Source organism: uncultured Turicibacter sp., from assembly GCF_938044715.1.
Lineage (GTDB): Bacteria > Bacillota_I > Bacilli_A > MOL361 > Turicibacteraceae > Turicibacter > Turicibacter sanguinis.
The window spans coordinates 1-16,287 of sequence record NZ_CALIOS010000135.1; the positions used below are offsets into that span (position 1 = coordinate 1).

Annotated in this window: 13 protein-coding genes; 3 read left to right on the plus strand and 10 right to left on the minus strand. The window is 33.6% G+C overall.

All coding sequences use genetic code 11. The features are described 5' to 3' along the window. Positions 1-76 precede the first annotated feature (76 nt). Together QWC74_RS12895 and QWC74_RS12900 are read right to left on the minus strand one after the other, a co-directional pair. Positions 77-331 (minus strand): helix-turn-helix domain-containing protein, encoded by a 255-nt coding sequence (locus QWC74_RS12895; RefSeq protein WP_155223094.1) that lies wholly within the window; start codon positions 329-331, stop codon positions 77-79. Between the two features lie 19 nt (positions 332-350). After that, positions 351-488 carry a hypothetical protein gene (locus QWC74_RS12900; RefSeq protein ID WP_155223093.1) on the minus strand — a complete coding sequence of 46 codons (138 nt, stop codon included), beginning with the start codon at positions 486-488 and terminating at the stop codon, positions 351-353. A gap of 164 nt (positions 489-652) precedes the next feature. Between QWC74_RS12900 and QWC74_RS12905 the strand changes: the two genes are divergently transcribed. From QWC74_RS12905 to QWC74_RS12915, 3 genes are all read left to right on the plus strand, one after another. After that, positions 653-1,009, plus strand: a complete 357-nt coding sequence (locus QWC74_RS12905; RefSeq protein ID WP_055165424.1) for a helix-turn-helix transcriptional regulator — start codon at positions 653-655, stop codon at positions 1,007-1,009. A 202-nt stretch (positions 1,010-1,211) separates the two neighbouring features. Next, complete coding sequence (locus tag QWC74_RS12910) at positions 1,212-2,387, plus strand: PolC-type DNA polymerase III (RefSeq protein ID WP_155223092.1); 1,176 nt, start codon at positions 1,212-1,214, stop codon at positions 2,385-2,387. A gap of 23 nt (positions 2,388-2,410) precedes the next feature. Continuing rightward, positions 2,411-3,568 carry a site-specific integrase gene (locus QWC74_RS12915; RefSeq protein ID WP_155223091.1) on the plus strand — a complete coding sequence of 386 codons (1,158 nt, stop codon included), beginning with the start codon at positions 2,411-2,413 and terminating at the stop codon, positions 3,566-3,568. A 108-nt stretch (positions 3,569-3,676) separates the two neighbouring features. Here QWC74_RS12915 and QWC74_RS12920 read toward each other — a convergent pair whose 3' ends face one another. The 8 genes from QWC74_RS12920 to QWC74_RS12955 all read right to left on the minus strand — a co-directional run bounded on the left by QWC74_RS12920 (position 3,677) and on the right by QWC74_RS12955 (position 16,153). Continuing rightward, positions 3,677-6,112, minus strand: a complete 2,436-nt coding sequence (locus QWC74_RS12920; RefSeq protein ID WP_055165433.1) for a glycogen/starch/alpha-glucan phosphorylase — start codon at positions 6,110-6,112, stop codon at positions 3,677-3,679. A 283-nt stretch (positions 6,113-6,395) separates the two neighbouring features. Continuing rightward, entirely contained in the window at positions 6,396-8,843 is a 2,448-nt protein-coding gene (locus tag QWC74_RS12925) for a glycogen/starch synthase (RefSeq protein WP_006784324.1), read from the minus strand. Positions 8,844-8,845: 2 nt separating this feature from the next. After that, positions 8,846-10,006, minus strand: coding sequence for a glucose-1-phosphate adenylyltransferase (locus QWC74_RS12930; RefSeq protein WP_006784325.1), 1,161 nt, complete (start codon positions 10,004-10,006; stop codon positions 8,846-8,848). A 23-nt stretch (positions 10,007-10,029) separates the two neighbouring features. Continuing rightward, positions 10,030-11,940: a 1,4-alpha-glucan branching protein GlgB gene (gene glgB / locus QWC74_RS12935; RefSeq protein ID WP_006784326.1), complete on the minus strand. Its 1,911-nt coding sequence runs from the start codon at positions 11,938-11,940 to the stop codon at positions 10,030-10,032. A gap of 282 nt (positions 11,941-12,222) precedes the next feature. Beyond that, positions 12,223-13,248, minus strand: a complete 1,026-nt coding sequence (locus tag QWC74_RS12940) for a YheC/YheD family protein (RefSeq protein WP_006784327.1) — start codon at positions 13,246-13,248, stop codon at positions 12,223-12,225. 172 nt (positions 13,249-13,420) lie between these two features. Further along, a complete protein-coding gene (locus QWC74_RS12945; RefSeq protein WP_006784328.1) occupies positions 13,421-14,611 on the minus strand; it encodes an ABC transporter permease in 1,191 nt (396 codons plus the stop codon). Then, positions 14,604-15,296: an ABC transporter ATP-binding protein gene (locus QWC74_RS12950; RefSeq protein ID WP_006784329.1), complete on the minus strand. Its 693-nt coding sequence runs from the start codon at positions 15,294-15,296 to the stop codon at positions 14,604-14,606. The genes QWC74_RS12945 and QWC74_RS12950 overlap by 8 nt, the downstream gene beginning before the upstream one ends. An 11-nt stretch (positions 15,297-15,307) precedes the next feature. Further along, the gene (locus QWC74_RS12955) at positions 15,308-16,153 is read right to left on the minus strand and encodes an efflux RND transporter periplasmic adaptor subunit (RefSeq protein ID WP_006784330.1); all 846 of its coding nucleotides are present in this window, start codon (positions 16,151-16,153) and stop codon (positions 15,308-15,310) included. Positions 16,154-16,287 lie beyond the last annotated feature (134 nt).

Here is a 16,287-nt window from a genome sequence, read left to right on the forward strand (position 1 = left end):
TGATCACATTGGAATTGAACGATGTCTTTATCTTTTAAAACAAAGCTTGGTGTTATAGGAATCATTCAAATCCTCCTTACGCCCCTATATCGCTACAATCAATCTCCATCACTTCTAATCTTTCAAGATCAATTCTTTTATAGGTTAACTGTTGAATTCCTTTTTTTAATTCATTCATGTCAACAAAGGTTTTAGTTCCCATTTTTAAGAAAGGAATAATTCCCATCTTTGCTAATTTTCTAACTGTTGGAACTGATGTACTTAATAACGCCGCCACATCATCCAACGTTAATAATAATTTGTCTCTTACTGGTACTTCTACTTTTGCCATCTACTCTTCCCTCCCGCTTCTATGCTGATTGTTTTTCAATCTCCTTCATCGCCTCCATTCCCGAAATAAAAATATTAACTTTCTGCAACTCTTCAGCCCCCATTTCCTTCACCTTATCGATAGCTAATTTTTTATTTTTCTCCAAAATTTCTTTCATTTCTCCATACCTCCTAATTTAAATTAACTAAGTCAAGTTTTCAAATACAACTAATTTAACTTAGTTAGATTATACTTTGACTAAGTTAAATTGTCAACAACATTTTACATTGACTTAGTTAAAGTTTAGTTGTATAATTACCTCGATGAATTGAGGTGATTATATTGACATTACAAGATAGGATTAAGGTGATCCTTAGTGAAAAAAACCTAAAACAAACTGAGTTTGCGAACTCTTTAGGCATTTCTGCTAACTATGTAAACCTGCTAGTAAACGGAAAAAAAAATAATCTTTCTGAAACACTAGCGAAATTAATCGAAGAAACTTATGGTTATTCTAGTGAGTGGATATTAACAGGTAACGGCAACATGTACATTACAACAGATCTAAATTCTCTGAAATTAGAAACAATAAAAAAAATAAAGAAAATGTCTGATAGCGAAGTTGCCGCATTACTAGCATTTATGACATCTTTAGAAACTATTAAACACATCTATCCAAGTAAGGATGATGATGAATAATTCTCACTGGTTTAATTAGAAATCGTGTATCTAACCTAATAAAAAATCCCTAATAATTGATAAGTATTCAAGATATTAGTACAAAACTGTAATATCTTAGATTTATATCAATTTAGGGATTTTTTTGTTTTCTAATATTTGTATTTATTTCCTTATATTTGTATAATTAACGATATAATTATAAAAATAGGAGAGGATTAAATTGTTAAATGAAATGATTATACTAGATATCGAAACAGGGGGATTAAGTCCTGAAGATGGAATTTTCGAAGTTGCAATGATAGCAGTTCAAAATAATGAAATCATTGATGAGTTACATTTAGGAATTATAAACGACGATTCAAAAATTAATCTTGGATATGGAAGAGGATATGATAATATTTCTGATAATTTCGAGATTATCAATAAATTTAATTCTTTCTTAAAGAGATATAAATTCCCTATTGTTGCTCATAACGGTTCCTTCGATAGAAAATTCTTAATGTTTTATAATTGGATTGAAACAGATTACCCATTCTATGATTCTGTTCGCGCCTTCCGATTAGAAATCCCCGGATTATTTTCATATTCTTTGTCAGTTTTGATAGACTTTTTTGACATTGAATACAAATATCGTCATACTGCTACTGAAGACGTTAAAATACTATATAAATTAATACAAATTATAAATCCTAAACTATGGGTTCCAATTGGGACGTCACTTAAAACACTCAAAAGTTCTAATAAACAATCAACACAAAATAATAGCGGCAAAAATTTCAATTCTTTGAAAGTTGATTTTGAAACTGTAAAAGACATATTTAATGGGAAAAATATTGTATTCACTGGAAAAGGACCATATAAAAGAGATGATCTAATGCAATTAGCAAAAAAATGTGGCGCTGAAATAAGTAGTAATTCTATCACCAAGAAAACTAATTTACTAATTGTAGGAGAAAAAGCAGGTAGTAAACTTCAAAAGGCAAAAGAATTGGGAATCGAAATAATGGATATGGATGATTTCTTTGAAATGACAACTGGAATAGAGATAGAGACTTCCTCTAATATATCAACCAATTCAGAAATATATACGACAAAAACTACTACTAATATAAATGAGCCACATCTATTATCAGAAGTATTTAAAAATGAAACTATCAGTTTTATTCCAATGCCTTTATCTATGTGTGAGCGATTATCTAAAATAGTCATATCACATGGAGGTACAGCATTAGGAAGACTTCGCCATAAAGAAACAACTATGTTAGTTTATCACTTCTCTTATCCTTACAACGAAGAAGATTATTCTACAATTCAGAAAGCAAAAGATTTAGGGATTCCTACCCTATCTCTCGGTAAATTTAATAAGTTATTTATAGAAAAAACAAAAAATATTTAATCTTTTATAATTAGGTGATATTAATGAAAGGTTCTGTCCGAAAACGTGGTGACAAATGGAGTTACTACTTTGATATAGGTAAAACAGAAGACGGAAAAAGAAAAAAGGTAGAACGTGGTGGATTTAGAACAAAAAAAGAATGTGAACAAGCGTTACGAAAAGCAATAGAGGAATACGAAGATAAAGGAAAAGTATTTAAAGATACATCTTGGACTGTTTTAATGGCTTGTAACTATTGGTATGAAACTACACAACATACAGTTAAATACAACACCAATAGAATTAGGCGAACTATTATAAATAGCAGAATAAAAGATCAAATAGGTCACATTTATCTAAGTAAATTATCTCCTGCTATTTTACAAAACTTTTTTAATGAAATAGCACCTAATCGTTCAGCTGGTTATCTTAATGATATATATACCGTTCTAAATCAAACTTTCGATTTAGCAGTTAAACAAGGCCATATGAAACAAAACATTATGACACAAATTATAAAACCTAAAAAAAGAAAACCCGGATTGCTTACCAAAGCATTAACTGATGAAGAGATAATTAAACTCCTGACCCATATCAAAAAAAATGCCGAGGACTATTATTTACCTGTATTATTTGGACTTCATAATGGAACAAGAATAGGGGAAACGTTCGCACTAACTTGGGACGACGTGGATTTAGAAAATAAAACTGTAAGTATTACAAAAAATCTTATTACCACACGCAAGCATTTAGGAGGAATTAGTGAGTATCGTATTGATACTACAAAAACTAATGCAGGTAACAGGAAGACATATCTCACTCAAATCATTTGCGATGAACTATCAGAATGGAAAATAAGACAAAAAGAAAATCAAAAAAAATATGGCATTCATTATCATCAAAATGATTTAGATTATATTTTCACAAGAGAAAATGGAGAATTGATTAAATTCGAATCACTTCAAACTTTTCTTCAAAGAAGTCAAGCTAAGTTAGGATTCAAAGTTAATTACCACCGACTTCGACACACACACATCACAACCTTATTCGAAGTTGGTGCCACCATACGAGAAGTTCAATCTCGAGTGGGGCAGAGTGATATCAGAACAACTCTAGAAATCTATACTCATGTTACAGAGCAAATGCAAAACAAAACAGCCGCAGCTTTAGAAAAACGAATCATTAATTTGCCACCCAACTAACTATTACGGTGGCAATCGGGTGGCAAATTGATGTTTTTGTATATATCAACACCAATAAAAAAGCATTCCTTTAAATATGAGGAATGCTTTTTTTATTGGTATTATCACTTACTTTTTAAATTTCAATGGTGTTACATGCCAAATTTGATCAGCATATTCTTGGATAGTTCGGTCTGATGAGAATTTACCTGAACGTGAGATATTGCGGATAGACATTTCAATCCAATGTTGACGGTTTTTATAAGCTTGGTTTGCTTTTTCTTGAGCACGAACATATGAATCGAAGTCTTTTAATACGAAGTATTCATCCCCATTATGTGTTACTGCATTGAAGATATCACGGAATTCTTCTGTATCTGGTGTTAAGAATCCATTAACCAATTGATCAAGAACGCGGCGGATACGTGCATCTGAGTTATAAAGATCCCATGGATTATATCCTCCATTTTGATAATAATTATTTACTTCATCAGCAGTTAATCCAAAGATAAAGCTATTTTCATCTCCAACTAACTCATGAATTTCAACATTTGCTCCATCCATCGTTCCAATTGTCATCGCACCATTCATCATGAATTTCATGTTTCCTGTTCCTGACGCTTCTTTAGATGCTGTTGAAATTTGTTCTGATAAATCTGCAGCCGGCATAATTAATTCAGCATAAGTTACGTTATAGTTTTCAACGAATACAACTTTTAATAACTGATTTGTATCTGGATCATTATTTACTTTTTCAGCAATTGAATTAATTAATTTAATAACTTTCTTCGCAAAGTAATATCCTGAAGCTGCTTTAGCACCGAAGATGAATGATTGTGGGTGGAAGTTAGCTTTGAACTCTTGATCTTCTTTTAATCGGTTATATAAATACATGATATGCATTGCATTTAATAGCTGACGTTTGTAAGCATGTAGACGTTTAACTTGAATATCAAAAATTGAGTTTGGATCTAATTGAACCCCTTGCTCACGATAAATACGTTCTGCTAAGGCTTGTTTTCTTGCATGCTTCATTGAAGCAATGGCCTCTTGAACTTTTGGATCATTAATTTTTTCTTCAAACTTCGCAAGTTCAAATGTATTCGTATGATACCCTGTTCCGATTTCTTTATCTAAAAGAGCGGTTAACTCAGGGTTACAGTGTAATAACCAACGACGGTGAGTAATACCGTTTGTTTTATTATTGAAACGTTCTGGATACATTTCATTGAAATCTTTCATCTCAATTTGAGTTAAGATATCTGTATGTAATTGCGCTACCCCATTGATACTAAATGATCCAACAATTGCTAAGTGTGCCATACGCACTTGATTATGTCCGATAATGGCAAGTTCAGCAACTTTTTGTGGTTGATCCGCATAACGATTTAATAATTCTAAACAATAACGACGGTTGATTTCCTCTGTAATCATATAGATACGTGGTAATAATGGTTGGAATAAGCGTACAGGCCATTTTTCTAAGGCTTCAGCTAAGATAGTATGGTTTGTATACGCACACGTTTTACTTGTAATAGCCCATGCGCTATCCCAATCATAACCCTCTTCATCGATTAAAATACGCATTAATTCAGGAACAATTAAAGCTGGATGAGTATCGTTGATGTGTAATACATTTTTGTCCATGAAGTTATCTAATGTTCCAAATGTTTCTTTATGTTGGCGAACTGCCCAACGAACTCCCGCTGCAACGAAGAAATATTGTTGTTTTAAACGTAAGATTTTTCCTTCTTCTGTTGAATCATCTGGATATAAGAATTCAGAGATGTTACGAACTCCTTTTTCATATTCAACAGCTGACATATTTTTTGGATATTCATTTTCAGTTGGTTCAGATGACCATAAACGTAAGGTATCAACTGTTTTATTTCCATTTGAAATATCTCCAACAACTGGTACATCATAAGGAACAGCACGAACATATTCTTCTGGGATATGAGTATAAACTTCACGCCCATCTATTTTTTCAACTTTAACATATCCATAAAATGGAACTTCAACTGATTCATTTGATTTACGAACTTCCCATACATACCCACGTTGTAACCATTTATCTGGAACTTCAACTTGGTATCCATCGATAATTTTTTGTTCAAAGAATCCATAACGGTAACGAAGACCATTCCCGTGTCCTGGTAATCCTAAAGAAGCAATTGAATCCATAAAACATGCTGCTAAACGACCAAGACCTCCATTTCCAAGTCCTGCATCCGCTTCAATTTTTTCTAATTCATTTAATTCTATATCTAGCTCTTTTAATCCAGCTTCAATCACCGGGCGAATTCCTAAGTTCATAATATTATTTGTTAATAAACGCCCCATTAAGAATTCCATAGAGAAATAATAAACTTGCTTGTGTTTCCCCTCAACAATTGCTTCATTCGTTTCAATCCAGTTAGATGAGATATATTCACGAACTAGCGTTCCTAACGTAAAGTAACGTTGGTGTGGTGTACTTTCTTCAAACTTAATCCCATAAATTTGTTCAACACGTGTTTGGAATGTTTCCTTAAATGTCTTTTTATTAGCAAATACATTAGCCATAGCGAGATGACTCCCTTCCATTATTATGTAACACATATGTAACAGTTACACACTTTTTTCCATTTCATAAACTCATTATAGCACATAAACATTGATAATAAAGGGTTTTAACCCATGTAACGCGTTTCTTGTTATAGTGAAGATTCGATATTATTTGATAAAACACTTGTTTCTATGATAACCCTAACATTTTAAAGATTACTCATTAAGAAACAATTCTGAAAATAAAAAACTCATGATTTAACACGATCTCTTACCGTATTAAATCACAAGTTCCTCTAAACTATTCTTCATTTACTAAATGACGATATAAATTAATATATTTTTCCGTTGATTTTTTCCAACTCAAATCTTGTTCCATTGCACTTTTAACTAATTTCCCCCAGTGTTCTGGCATCCGATAAAATCCTAATGCTCGCTTAAGCGTAAACAACATATCATGCGCATTATAATGCGCAAAACCAAATCCATTTCCATATTGAATAAACTCATTATACGGAATAATCGTATCTTTCAAACCACCCGTTTCGCGCACAACGGGAATGGTCCCATACTTGAGTGCAATCATCTGGCTAATGCCACATGGTTCAAAGCGTGATGGCATGAGGAAAATATCACTTCCCGCATAAATCATCTGAGAATTATAGGAATGGAACCCTATGTTAACAGATACCTTAGTTGGATATTTTTCGGCCATTCTCCTAAAGAAGCTCGTATACTTCGCCTCTCCATCTCCAAGTAAAACAAACTGAATATCTTCACGAATTAATTCTTCAAATACTTCTAAAATCAAATCGAATCCTTTTTGTTCTACCATTCTCGTTACCATCCCGATAATCGGTACATTTGCATTCACGACTAATCCTAGCTCACGTTGCATCTGCATTTTATTTTCCTTTTTAACTTCTATCGTTTTAAAAGAGTAGCGCTTAAAGATACTTAAATCAGTAGCTGGATTATTATAATCATAGTTAATTCCATTTAAAATTCCGTGAAGATGATCTTTTCTTGCGACAATAAAACGGTCTAATCCTTCAGCAAAATAAGGATAACAAATTTCATTACAATACGTTTCGGACACTGTTGTAATTTCATCACTCATTACAATAGCGGTCTTCATAAAATTCACTTTTTCAAATAGCATAATTTCATTTGGAATCGTAGCTAGCGTTGAAATAACCCCTAAATCAGACACATCACAAATCCCTTGATAATGAATATTATGAATCGTGAAAACTGTTTTAGTATAAGCAAAATGATCAGACTGCTTCATAAATATATTTTTCATAAAAAACGGAACAAGTCCTGTTAACCAGTCATGACAATGAATGACATCATACTTCAGCCCACTCTTCTCAATAAAATCGAGTGCCACATAGCAGTATAATTCATATCGACGACAATCATCTGAATAGCCATATAAATTTTCACGTGATAATTCGCCATATGAAATAAAGAAATAGTTTACCCCTTCTTTTGAATAACGATAAACATCATAAGGAATCTCTAACTCATTAATTGCTATTAAGGATTGAAATTGATGAGTTAAATTTTCATTATAACGTTCAGCTAAAGAGCTTAAATAGGGTAAAATAACATCCACATTTAATCCTTGATTAATCAATTCTTTCGTTAAATCAGCAGTCACATCCGCTAAACCACCTGTTTTATAAAAGGGAACACATTCAGTTGAAATTTGGGCTACACTAATGCCTTTATTCCCCATCACACGTTGCCCTTTACCGATAATAACAGGTGCATAATCTTGACCACTTAATCGAGCTCCATCATTAATATAAGCATGCTTATCTGTAATCACATTATTAATAATACTATTTTCACCAATAATGGTCCTTGGTAAAATAACCGAATTTTTAACAACCGCACCTCGTTTAATCGTTACATCACGAAAAATAATACAATTTTCAACTTTTCCTTCAATATTACACCCATTTGCAATTAAGGAATTTGAAACATCGGCTTGTTTTTTATAAAACGTTGGTGATTCGTCCTTTGTTTTCGTTAATACAGGTCGCTCTAACAAGAAGATTTGAAATCCATACTCATAATGTAACATATCTAAATTAGCACGATAATACGACACAATGGATTCAATCGTTCTCGTATAAGTAGAATGGTGATAATGATTAACTTTTAAACCATCACACATTTCGACTAAATCTGTCACTGTCTGATACGGAGAAATCTCATACCGTAAAATTAAATCAATTAAGTACTCGCGAGATAGTACAAAAATACCAACTGAGCGATTTCGATAATAAACTTGTGTCACATCTGCTTTCGATTCAATATGAGATTGTAGTAATTTTTCAAAAGGAATAGATGTAATAATATTCGCATGGTACATCACAACATATTGTTGCCGTGATCGCATAAAATACTCAATATATTCCCTCATTCTCGCAAATGTCAATGTATTGGCCACGGCACTCACTTCTTTTTTGGGAGGCAATAAAAATAGGCCATCCACCTTACGATCAAGGCCCCAAAACTTGCCGGAACGAATATGATCACTTAAGGAATGATAGTCACCGTCTGGAAAGATTGATACGTTCGTAATGCCTGAATGCACTGCATTAGATAAAGCAAAATCAATTAATCGGTAGCGTCCTGCAAATGGTAAGGCGGCTACACAACGTTGATTTAATAAATTCTGCAACGATTGAGACGTATTGGTTCCATCAATTACACACAAGGCCTTATTCTTCACTCTCAATCCCCCCTACTTTGAGTTTCAAGTATTTCCTCAAGATTATCATGAGTCACAAGTAAAATTTCATCCTCACGACCAATCAATTCAGTATGCGCCGGAATAACGACTTCATCTCCAATAATTGCATACTTAATATAACAATCATGTTCGATAAATGCGCTCGTTAAAATCACACTATCTTCAACAACAGCACCTTTTTCAATCACACATCGATGAGCAACAATCGAATTATACACTTCGCCAAAAATCATGCATCCTTCATTCACCCAAGCATTCTTCACTTTAGCACCCTGAAGAATATGATGTGGGGGTAAATTTGGTGTTTTAGAAAAAATTGGCCAGCTATAATCGTGTAATTGTAGCTCATCTTGAGTGCCAAGTAAATCCATATGAGCCTTCCAATAACTTTCTACTGTTCCAACATCACGCCAATACCCTTCATACTCATATGCATAAACAGCGCTATCTGCTTCAATAAAATGTGGAATCACATCTTGAGCAAAATCAACACCTTCATACAAATGCTTGTAATATTTATGGACAATCTCCTCTTTAAACTTCTTCCAATTAAAAACATAAATTCCCATTGAAGCTAACTGACTATCCGTCTCCTTTGGCTTTTCCTCAAACTCAATAATTCGATTTTGATCGTTAACCTTTAACATTCCAAAACGACTGGTATCCTCTTTTGGAACACGAATCGTTGAAATCGTTAACTCAGCCTGCTTTTCAATATGATAGTCAATAAGTTTACGATAGTCCATTTTATAAATGTGATCTGCAGATAAGACAAGTAAATAATCAGGATCATACTGCTCAATAAACGGCATATTCATAATGACAGCTTCGGCCGTTCCACCTTGCCATAAAAATCCATAATCACGTGAAGTATATGGTCCCATAACCGTAACAGATGCTCCATGAACATCTAAATCCCACGAACTACCTTCTCCAATATAACTAATTAATTCTAGGGGTTCATACTGTGTTAGAACCCCTACTTGTTCAATCCCTGAATTCGTACAATTGCTTAAAACAAAATCAATCAATCGATACTTTCCAGCAAACGAAATAGCTGGTTTTGGACGATGAATCGTTAATTCTTTTAAGCGCGTCCCTTTTCCCCCGGCTAATATAATCGCCACAACATTGACAGCCAACCCCATCCCCCATTTCTTGTGTGTTAAGCTAGTTCAACTTCTAACCCTTCTTCTACCTCTGTTTCTTCTTCGAGTGGACGATATTTAAAAATCGTTGCTCCATAAGGTGGAATCGTTACTTCAATATAATATGGTTTCCCATGTGTCATCCCTTTTTTCGCCACTAATGGCAATCCATTATATTGATTTGAACCATGATAATAATCACGATCACTATTTAGGGCCTCTGTATACTCTCCAAAGCATGGAACCCCCACTCTATATTGATGATATGGAACTGGTTTAAAGTTTAGTACCACTACAACAAATTCATCCGCATTCTTACATTTACGGATATAAGAGAAAATACTCTGCTCATTATTATTCACATCAATCCATTCAAATCCTTCAAATGAGTGATCAAGTTCCCAAAGTGCTGGCTCATTTAAATACAATTTATTTAAATCTTTAATATAACGATTCGAAGCATCATGTGCCGGATATTTTAATAAATGCCAATCCACCTGTTCTTTATCTTTCCACTCATGAAACTGTGCAATTTCATTCGCCATAAAGTTCAATTTTTTCCCTGGCAACGTCATTTGATAGGTACATAGCAATCTAAATTGTGCAAGCTTTTGCCAGTAATCACCTGGTGCCTTATCCACTAATGATTTCTTTCCATGAACTACTTCATCGTGAGAGAATGGAAGAACGAAGTTTTCACTGTAAGCATAAGCCATTGCAAAAGTAATGTAATTGTGGTGATATGGGCGATAAATATTATCTAATTCAATGTAATCTAACGTATCATTCATCCATCCCATATTCCATTTATAACTAAAACCAAGTCCACCTACCGATACTGGTGCTGTTACTAACGGATAACTGGTTGAATCTTCAGCAATCATTAAAATCTTATCATCTTCTAAGAAAACTGCCTCATTTAACTTTTGAATAAACTCTACAGCGCCATGATTCACACCGCGAGACTTATTTCCATCCCAATAAATCATATTCGCAACCGCATCGACACGGAAACCATCTACGTGATAATACTTCATCCAAAAAAGAGCATTTGAAATTAAGAAACTGCGAACTGTTCCTTTACCTAAATCAAAGTTTCCTGTTCCCCATTCTGAAACGGCTACATCCTCATATGGATACTCATAGACTGCTTCTCCATCGAATTTAAATAAACCGTGAGCATCACGACAAAAATGTCCTGGTACCCAGTCCATAATGACCCCTATTCCCGCTTCATGACAACGATTAATTAACATCATTAAATCTTTTGGTTCACCATAACGACTACTTGCCGCATAGTATCCTGTTGCTTGATATCCCCATGACCCATCAAATGGATGCTCATATAAAGGCATCAATTCAATATGCGTATAACTATGCTCTAAAACATATTCAATTAACTCATCCATAATTTCAGTATAGCTATGAAACGTTTCAGACTCTACTAATTCTTTATTACGTCTCCAAGATCCTAAATGAAGTTCATAAATATTTAATGGCTCCTCAAAAATATTCGAAAATTGACGTTTTTTCGCCCACTCTGCATCTGTCCATTCAAACCCCTCAATATCATAAACAATAGAAGCCGTATTTGGACGTTGTTCCGCATAAAAGGCATATGGATCAGCCTTTAAAATGGTTTGACCAAAAGCCGTTACAATCTCATACTTATAGATAGAACCTTCACCAATTCCTGGAATAAACAATGACCAAATCCCATCATCTCTTCGCATCTCATGATGCGTTCCATTCCAATGATTAAAATCCCCTACTACACAAACTTTTGAAGCATGTGGTGCATAAACACAAAAATACGTTCCCAACACTTCTTCATTATCACGAACAACAAAAGATCCAAACTTCTTATATAGTTGTTTATGTGTTCCTTCATTAAATAAATAACGATCACCTGATGTAAATTCAATCATAATTGATATCCCCCTTGTTCATCATTCTGCTTACAGAATATATCTTTATTATAACTAATATCATCCCTGTAAAGGTATCCTTTTAAATTGTAAACATTTACATGTTTTTATTTAAGATACCCTTTTAAACATCTTTTTTATTATATCTAAAGCCAGGCGCTTGATTTGTCTAAATTTGTATTTAATTTGTTTTTATACGGTTTTTTCAGACAATTTTAATTAGATTTAACAAAAAAAATCTTCTAAAACGAAACTCGTCTTAAAAGACTTTCTTTGTTAAGCCTATTTAATTAAGGTGATAGCATACTCTACTAAATTTTTAGCAATCACGCTATCTTCATTTTCTGTAGGATAAATAAATCCTGGACGCCAATTGACTTCATAAATCCAAATATAATTTCGACTATCAATCCCAATATCAATTCCAAGTTCATCAAAGACTTGTTTTTTTTGTTGGATCTGTAACTGATCTAAATGTTTTGATAACTCAATTCCAAACACTTCAAGTGTTCGCTTTATTTGATATCTTTTTATCGAAAAATTTTGTGATAAAAATTCATAAGGTTCTACATACTTTCCACCACTCGCACAATTTGTTACAACACTCTTTGTCGTTGAAACCCGTGGAAATATGATAGGAGTTTGCCACTCTCCATCCTTATTTTTAATCATATGTAACCTTATATCATAAGCAAAACCATCTTTTGTTGTTGAATGAATATAAACCTGAATTAAATATTTACGTTTAGCCAATCGTTTTTTTATATAAGAAGCGAACCATCTTTCATTGTATTGATTAATATATCCTTTATCATTGATGATATATTCGTGCCCTTTTTTCTCTATGTATAATACATTTTCTCCCTGATGACCATTAATTGGTTTTAAAATGGCTTGATGATGCTTTGATAAAAATCGTTGAACATCTTCTACTTTATACACACTTTCTGTTGGAATTAAATACGATGTAAACTTTTTCGATTGTTTAATTCGCGTGTAAACTTCCATTTTATTACCGATTGGAACACTTGTAAAAGGAATTTTTTGTTTTAAAGCACTGATAATGTTATTATCAAATTTATGAGGGCTTCCTGCATTAATAATCACCTGTGGAAATGGAGATGTCACTCTTACCCATTCATCTTTTTGTAAGATATACCCATTAATTGTCTGTTCTTTTAAATCAACATCTTCAGTACCGAAATAAATCATTTCTACCTGCTGTGCTTTGGCTGCTTTGGCTACATATACAGCTTTCTCTACGTTTTGTGGATTTTTATTATGATGCAAAAATCCAATTAAGACCATATCTATCACTCTTTCTATTTGCAAACAGGATATTGTTGGAATCTATCCAAACGTTTAAAGCAAAGATATCCTGTATTAGGGGGACTAGTTACAAGTTTAAAAATAAGATAGTTTGCTCCTATTTTTAATATATGTCCTCCTCTAAAAAAAGGTATAGGTGATTGATAGACTTTTAACTTCTTCGTAAAGCATCAATGGGATTTAATTGACTTGCTTTTCTAGCAGGAGCTAAACCAAATATCACCCCTACCCCACCTGAAAATAGTAAAGCCAATGCAATCGAATTAGTAGAAATGCTCGGTGTAAATCCAATAATAAAGGCCACTACAAAAGCAATCATAACTCCGAGTACTAATCCTACAACTCCACCAAATAACGAAAGAAAAATCGACTCAATTAAAAACTGAAGTTGAATACTTCGAGGCTTTGCTCCTAAGGCTTTTTTAAGTCCGATTTCCATCGTACGCTCTGTGACAGAAACAAGCATCATATTCATAATCCCAATCCCTCCGACTAATAACGCAATCGAGGCAATCCCAACGAGCATCATGGTCATCATCGAATTCATACTTTGAATTGTATCAAGTAACCCCTCCATGTTAATGATGCTATAGCTATTCTCTTTGTAATTAAATGCTTGATTTAAAATTAGCTCAACTTTCCCAATAATTTCATCTACATTTGCATTATTTTGCATATAAACTTCAACATTATTAATACAATTGAGGCCCACTAATCCCATTAAATTTTGATACGGCACAATCACTCTATTTTCTGACTGCTTACCTGACATTGAAGACATCATATCCATTTGATCTGTTTTTTCTAAAACCCCAACAATCCGATAAGAAATTCCGTTAATTAACAGATACTGCCCAATCGGTTGTTCACCAAAATACAAGGTATCTGCAAGCGACTCGCTGACTAAAGCGACATTTGATTGTTGAGATAAATCAATCGAATTAAGTAATCGCCCACTTTTTAATGCCAACTGATTATACTTAAAGTATGAAGCATTTTTTCCTTCGATTGTCACTTTATCATGGACTTGTCCGTTTCCTACAACAGAGGTTGTCGTGCTTATTGTCGGAGATATACCATTAACCTCATCAATATCGGCTAATAATTGTACTTCATAATCGGTTAATCCTTTTTTTAATGGCGTGCCTTTTGCTTGAATCGTTAATTTATTTGCACCTAGTTCAGAAAATTGACTTGTCACTTCCATTGTTACGCCTTCTACAATCGAGATAAGGGCAATAATTGAGCTAACTCCAATTACAATCCCTAAAATCGTTAAAAAGGAACGCATTTTATTATAAATGATATTTTGCCAAGACATAATGATACTTTCTTTAAACACGATTTATCACCTCCTCTAAGAGGTTTCCATCTAAAATCCGCACGATTCTTGATGCTTCTTTGGCAATCGTTTCATCATGTGTAATCATAATAATTGTCCGACCTTCTTGATTTAATTCTTTAAATAATGACATCACTTGATTGCTTGTTTTTTGATCCAATGCTCCAGTCGGTTCATCTGCTAATAAAATCGTTGGATTTGTAGAAATAGCTCTTGCAATCGCAACACGTTGTTGTTGCCCACCAGATAATTGATTAGGATAGTGATGGATACGATTAGCAAGTCCAACTCGTTCAAGCATTTCCTTTGCTTTTACTTTTCGTTCATGTGATGGAATTCCTGCATATATCATTGGAAGCTCAACGTTTTGTAAAGCCGTCAATCTTGGTAGCAATTGAAACGATTGGAAAACAAATCCAATTTCATGACTACGAATATCCGCCAATTCATTTTCATTTAAATCTTTAATATCTTGTCCTGATAAAATATATGAACCACTGGTCGAACAGTCTAAGCAGCCAATAATATTCATCATCGTCGATTTTCCAGAACCAGATGGCCCTAAAATAGAGACAAATTCTCCTTCATTAACACGGAAGTTAATGCCTTTTAAAACAACTTGCTCCTCATCCCCTAGCACATAGGACTTGACTATACTTTTCATTGATAGAATTTCTTCTGACATCTGATTCACCTCTATTTATTCGAGTGCTTCATCATTTCAAAAGGGGTCTTAATTTCGATAGCTTTAGGAACTAGTATGTCCTCACCTTGATTAACGCCACTCAACACTTGCACATAGACACCATCACTGATCCCAACCGTAATATCTTTGCTTATCACTTCATCATTTTCATTTTGGTAATAAACATAAGGTGTTTCATCCGATTTAAATTGAATAGCATCCATCGGTAAAACAATGGCATCTGTCACACTTTCATTGACAAGCTTCACTTCTGATGACATTCCAATATATAAATTCGCATTTTCTTCGATATCAACTGTCGCTATAAAGTAGGCAATCCCACTACTGATTTGTGCTTCTTTCGTCACATGAGAGATACTACCAGAATAATCTTGATTTAACGCATTCACATGAACACTCACTTCTTTTCCAACCGATACCGGGATAATATTATATTCATCCACCTTAACTTTAATCTGTAAGTGTTCATAATCCGTCACATCTACTAGAGGGGTACCACTTGTCACTAAATCTCCCTCACGTACATAAATCGTTGACACTTCACCTGATACGCTTGCTTCTAATTTCATACCTTGAGACGTTGTTAATAATACTTCTCCTTTTTCAACCCACTGTCCCTCTTCAACTAGAATTTCATTTACTTGAAACATTGTTGTTGAAATTAAGGACTGTGCATCTTTTGCTTCGACATTCCCGCTAAAACTATAATAGGTCGTCAAATCTTGCGTTGTTGCCTGCACATGATCGTATAACACGTCTTTTGGACGACTTAAAAGAAATCCTCCTAACACTAAAATGACAACTAATACTAGTAACCAACCAATCCATTTCTTCATTCAATTCACCTCTATTATAACGAAATCAATGAGTATCCTTTTGACCTTTAGATTAATAGCGTCAAAAATTTACCAAAATACTATTCATTCTTTAGAGTGAACAATTACCTAAAAAGTATGCAAAAAAGACTGTT

Excerpts from the sequence above, each read along its gene's own strand:
- QWC74_RS12895 (WP_155223094.1), bottom strand. The coding sequence starts at position 331 with ATGGCAAAAGTAGAAGTACCAGTAAGAGACAAATTATTATTAACGTTG.
- QWC74_RS12900 (WP_155223093.1), bottom strand. The coding sequence starts at position 488 with ATGAAAGAAATTTTGGAGAAAAATAAAAAATTAGCTATCGATAAGGTG.
- QWC74_RS12915 (WP_155223091.1), top strand. The coding sequence starts at position 2,411 with ATGAAAGGTTCTGTCCGAAAACGTGGTGACAAATGGAGTTACTACTTT.
- QWC74_RS12920 (WP_055165433.1), bottom strand. The coding sequence starts at position 6,112 with ATGGCTAATGTATTTGCTAATAAAAAGACATTTAAGGAAACATTCCAA.
- glgB (WP_006784326.1), bottom strand. The coding sequence starts at position 11,940 with ATGATTGAATTTACATCAGGTGATCGTTATTTATTTAATGAAGGAACA.
- QWC74_RS12940 (WP_006784327.1), bottom strand. The coding sequence starts at position 13,248 with ATGGTCTTAATTGGATTTTTGCATCATAATAAAAATCCACAAAACGTA.
- QWC74_RS12950 (WP_006784329.1), bottom strand. The coding sequence starts at position 15,296 with ATGTCAGAAGAAATTCTATCAATGAAAAGTATAGTCAAGTCCTATGTG.
- QWC74_RS12955 (WP_006784330.1), bottom strand. The coding sequence starts at position 16,153 with ATGAAGAAATGGATTGGTTGGTTACTAGTATTAGTTGTCATTTTAGTG.